A 4,564-nucleotide genomic window follows, 5' to 3' on the forward strand; every position below is an offset into this window, starting at 1 on the left:
ATTTTCACAACAATTCTACATAACAATTCATTCATTAATCACATTACTATTTTTAAAAAAATTATAAAGCAATAGAATTATACTCAAAATATAAACTTTTTTTCATATTTTTATACAAAAACTTATTATTAATAAAAATTATAAATACTATTATTATAATATTAATTAATTACTTTTTGGAATTTCTAATTGAATTTTAAATTGAAAACATGATTCTAAAAATAAAATCTAGCGTAATTGATTAATGAATATAATAATCAAACATGAATAATTAATTTTATTTTATAATGGAGGAATAAATTTGAGTATTTTCGGAAATGAAGACGCTGTTGAAATTGAACCAACCAGAGTCGTTAAAAACAGTTTAGGTATTGATTTAGGTACCTTAAACACCGTAATCGCAAAACCATCAGGAGACAAATTTGACTTATACCAAATTCCTTCTGTAGTTGCTGTTAAAAAAGATGACCCTTCTGCAGTACTTGCTGTTGGGGAAGAAGCTAAAAAAATGTTAGGCAGAACCCCAGAAGACATTGTTGCAGTAAGACCACTTAAAAAAGGAGTAATCGAAAACGTTGCACAAGCACAAGCATTACTCATCAGAGCAATGGAAATTGGTATTAACGAAGGAGAAACTGTAGGAAGAATTGTCATTGGAATTCCTGGAGATGCTTCTGAAGTAGAAAAGAATGCTGCTGAAGAAATAGGTAGAAAAGCTGGTGCTGAATACGTTTTAGTAGTAAGCGAAGGTTTAGCTGCAGCTATTGGTGCAGGATTACCTATTGCAGAACCAAACGGAACCATGGTAATCGACATCGGTGCAGGATCCACTGATTTAGTAGTCATTTCCCTTGGTGGAATAAATGATATTGAAACCGTAAGAGTCGGTGGAGACGACATAGACAACAGAATCGTAGAATTGGTTGCAGAAAAATACAATGTTGCAATCAGCATTCACGATGCAGAAGCTGCAAAAATGGAAGTTGGTATGATCCATTGCAGTGAAGAATTTGAAAACTTAAATTATGAAGTTATTGGTAAATCCTTAGAAACTAACAGACCTAAGAAAGTTGTAATTGATTCAATGTTAGTTGCAGATGCAGTGGAACCAATCATAAAGGATGTCATCAACGGATTAAATCTCATCTTGGAAAGATTACCAGCTGAATTGATGATGGGAATTTATAAAAACACTGTAGCAGTAGGGGGAAGTTCTAGATTAAGAGGACTCAAAGAAAGAATTTTCGATGAATCAGATATTCCAATTCAAATTTCTGATGACCCTATGACTGTAGTTGCTAAAGGAACTGCAATCGTAGCTGCTGAACCATTAGCTTTAGAACCGGAAGTACGTTTAAAAGCTATGAAATAAATATTTAACAATTTCAAGCGTTAATTATACGTATAAATACTATGGATTGTTTTTACAATCCATAATATTCCTTTTAATCACCATCAAATACACCATTTCAAAACTTACTCTTTTTCAAATTTATGAACTTTTTCTTAAAAATTATATATTCTAAAAACATAATTAATAATAAAACTAATTTAGTACTAATTCTAATTAGTTAAAAAACTATTTTAACAATTAAACTGGATTTAATAATATGGATACACTAGGATTAGATGAAGCTGGAAGAGGTCCTGTTTTAGGCCCTATGGTTATGGCAGGTATTGTAATACCTGAGAAAAAAGAAAAGATCATTGAAAGAATGGGCGTAAAGGATTCCAAAAGATTAACTCCAAACAGAAGAGCTGTTCTATATCGTAAATTGACTAAAATGTTTGATTATGAAACAGTGGTAATTACTGCAAAGGATATCGATACCTTAAGGGCAAAAGGAATTAATCTTAACCAAATTGAAAAATTGGCCATGAAAAAAATCATAAACACTCTTCGAGCAGATAGAATCATCATAGATGCTTTGGATGTAAAGGAAGGAAGACTTCAGGAAGAGATGGAAGAATATGTAGGCCATAGCTGTGAAGTCATTGCAGAGCATAAGGCAGATGATAATTATCTTGCGGTTGGAGCAGCTTCAATCATTGCAAAAACAAAAAGGGATATGCTTATTGAAGAGATAAATAAGCAGTACATCAGATCCACCAAGGACAGAGATGGAATCGGTTCAGGTTATCCAAGTGATCCTAAAACCAAAAACTTCTTGAAGAAATTCAAATATGATGAAATGCCGGATTTCGTTAGAAGAAGTTGGGGAACAGTCCAAAAGATAAAAGAAGCCGAAGAGGCCGAAAAATTAGAATAACTTAAAATAGAATTTTTCATTAAAAAAAAAAAAAAGTAAAAAAATCCAATTTAGTAAAAAAATTGGAAAGAATTTTGATCAAGGTTTTTAGCCAAAGGCTAAAAAGCTTGGAGGATTATTCTGGATTAAATCCAGCTAAATTCCATTTTCCATCAAATATTGCTGCAACTGAAGAAACAGGATTTTCAAACTCAGCAAATGCACCTTCATCAAAGATGAATTTACATGCATCATCAGGAGTTTCTGCAGAGAAAACTACATCTTCAGGAGTGTTTTTCTCATAAGTGGAAATGAATTGAGCTTTTCCATCTTCTATTTTTTCAACCAATACTTTGCTATCGGTTACAATTCCAATATAAGCTTCAAAATCATCTTCACTTCCTTTGACTACTGCAGCAATTCTTGGAGTGTTATAATCATCCTTTTCATAATCCATAGTGATCAATGAATATGCCATTGCATCCCTGATGTTCATTCCAATGGAAATCTTATCTGCAATAGGGTTGGTTTGTGAACCGTTTGAAATAATTGCAATGTCACCTACTGTTTTTACACAATCATAAGCGATATAAGAGTTTTTGAATATGTCTGTTTCAAATCCTTCTTTTGGAATGATAGCTGCTTCATCTTCAAGAACCTTTACTTGTCTGTTTGGAAAAGATCTGCTTGAAACTCTGTAAGCAACATATGGTTTTCCATCTTCTGTTTTTCCTGCTGAAATAATTCTGCCTAAATACATTTTTTTACCCCAATAACTATTGAATATAAAATTTATAATTGAAAAAATAAAAAATTAAAAAAAATGAATAAATTAATTATTAAAACATCACTCTGGTTTATGAACTGCTTCATAAGGGTTCATTCCAGCAGGTGTCTGAATAATTATGGCATGTTCACTCGTTTTAATCTGAACATCACCTTGGTCAAGCACTCTTGCATGGACCCCAATAGCATTTCCACTTATTTCAGATGACATGTCAATACCATTTACAGTAACCTTCTGCAATCCTGCAACAGGTATCAAGTAATACTCCGCATCTCCAGTAGTATCAGTCATATTCGGTTTTCCAGTACCGGTTCCTGTATCGTCACCAGTAGCTGCAGCTCCGAAAGTACTTGTCACTACCAGAAATATGAGCAATGTAAATAAAATATCAATAAAAGGAACCAATTTAATCTCAGGTTGGTCCTGATTCATTTTTTCCTTATGACGCTTAATGTCAATTGCCAAGTTATCAGCCCCAAATTATTGTCTTAATTTACTTTCAGTAATTTCAGATTTTACATCACATTTCTCTAGAATGATATTACTGATACTCTTTTCGAGCATACTAGGTTTAAATGAAATTTGAATATTTGAATATGGGTCAGTGATCTCTTTCACACTTACAATACCTTCTGCTTCTTGAAGAGCTTCAATTACACAAGGTAATCTCTCATAAACTCTAATTTTGATTACTGCATAACTCCAGTTGGTCATTTTGGTAGCTAATTCAATCTTATCCATTTCCTGATTGATCAATCCTTTGATATAAGTGTATAATGGCATGAGAATAATAGCTACAGTCAAACCTGCAATTGTAGTAATGAGAGCAAGATAAATACCTTCTGCCATAGCTGCAGCATCAGGATTTACACCTAAATTCTTAAAGGTCATCCAAATACCCAATACTGTACCAATCAAACCTAAAAATGGAGCGAGTTCGATAATGGTTTTTAAAGCACTGATACCATTGGTCATTTTACTCATTTCAACAATGAAAATCTGCTCCATACTTTCTTCTACTTCGATTTTGTTTTTATAACCTATTTTCAATGCTTCAGACATTATTCTTGAAACAGGGTTCTTATAGTGACTGATATTTTTTAAAGCTTCAATAGCTCCTCCTTTTTCCATAGATGAGGTAATGGTCCCCATAATTTCTGTAGCATCGATTTTACTAATTTTTCTAAGGTAAAATATCTTCCTTATGGATATTAACAGACCATAGATACCAAGTAAAAGAATTATATAAGTGATAACTCCTCCACTTTGGAGCATTTCCATAATCATGTCAAATCCGCTAGTAATCATTTCTATAATCATAATATCCTCTATGAAACTAATTTAATGATTAAATAATACAATAACTATTATTAATTAATACTATTATAATTTTTATTATTTTTAATATAAAAGTATATTGTTAATTTTTTAAATGAAATGAGCAATTAAATGAAGAATAGTAATACCAATTATTGATTTTTTAAATGAAATAAGCTATAAGATTAAAAATATTTGAAAAAATTGAAAA

The 4,564-nt window shown here is 31.6% G+C and carries 5 protein-coding genes; 2 read left to right on the forward strand and 3 right to left on the reverse strand.

All coding sequences use genetic code 11. From position 1 onward, the window contains the following. Positions 1–301: 301 nt before the first annotated feature. Positions 302–1,372, forward strand: a complete 1,071-nt coding sequence (locus tag ACKI67_RS04350) for a rod shape-determining protein (RefSeq protein ID WP_407462170.1) — start codon at positions 302–304, stop codon at positions 1,370–1,372. Between the two features lie 238 nt (positions 1,373–1,610). Next, entirely contained in the window at positions 1,611–2,270 is a 660-nt protein-coding gene (rnhB, locus tag ACKI67_RS04355; protein WP_407462171.1) for a ribonuclease HII, read from the forward strand. Between the two features lie 115 nt (positions 2,271–2,385). Here the strand turns inward: rnhB and ACKI67_RS04360 are convergent, their stop codons facing one another. The 3 genes from ACKI67_RS04360 to ACKI67_RS04370 form a co-directional block, all read right to left on the reverse strand. Beyond that, positions 2,386–3,009, reverse strand: coding sequence for an IMP cyclohydrolase (locus ACKI67_RS04360; protein WP_407462172.1), 624 nt, complete (start codon positions 3,007–3,009; stop codon positions 2,386–2,388). 87 nt (positions 3,010–3,096) lie between these two features. Next, complete coding sequence (locus ACKI67_RS04365; RefSeq protein ID WP_407462173.1) at positions 3,097–3,501, reverse strand: ExbD/TolR family protein; 405 nt, start codon at positions 3,499–3,501, stop codon at positions 3,097–3,099. 15 nt (positions 3,502–3,516) lie between these two features. Next, positions 3,517–4,356 carry a MotA/TolQ/ExbB proton channel family protein gene (locus ACKI67_RS04370; RefSeq protein ID WP_407462174.1) on the reverse strand — a complete coding sequence of 280 codons (840 nt, stop codon included), beginning with the start codon at positions 4,354–4,356 and terminating at the stop codon, positions 3,517–3,519. Positions 4,357–4,564: the final 208 nt, after the last annotated feature.

This window comes from Methanobrevibacter sp., assembly GCF_045577275.1.
GTDB lineage: Archaea > Methanobacteriota > Methanobacteria > Methanobacteriales > Methanobacteriaceae > Methanobrevibacter.

What these genes read in the sequence shown, in the direction of transcription:
- ACKI67_RS04370 (WP_407462174.1), bottom strand. Translation starts at nt 4,356, where the DNA reads ATGATTATAGAAATGATTACTAGCGGATTTGACATGATTATGGAAATG.
- ACKI67_RS04360 (WP_407462172.1), bottom strand. Translation starts at nt 3,009, where the DNA reads ATGTATTTAGGCAGAATTATTTCAGCAGGAAAAACAGAAGATGGAAAA.
- rnhB (WP_407462171.1), top strand. Translation starts at nt 1,611, where the DNA reads ATGGATACACTAGGATTAGATGAAGCTGGAAGAGGTCCTGTTTTAGGC.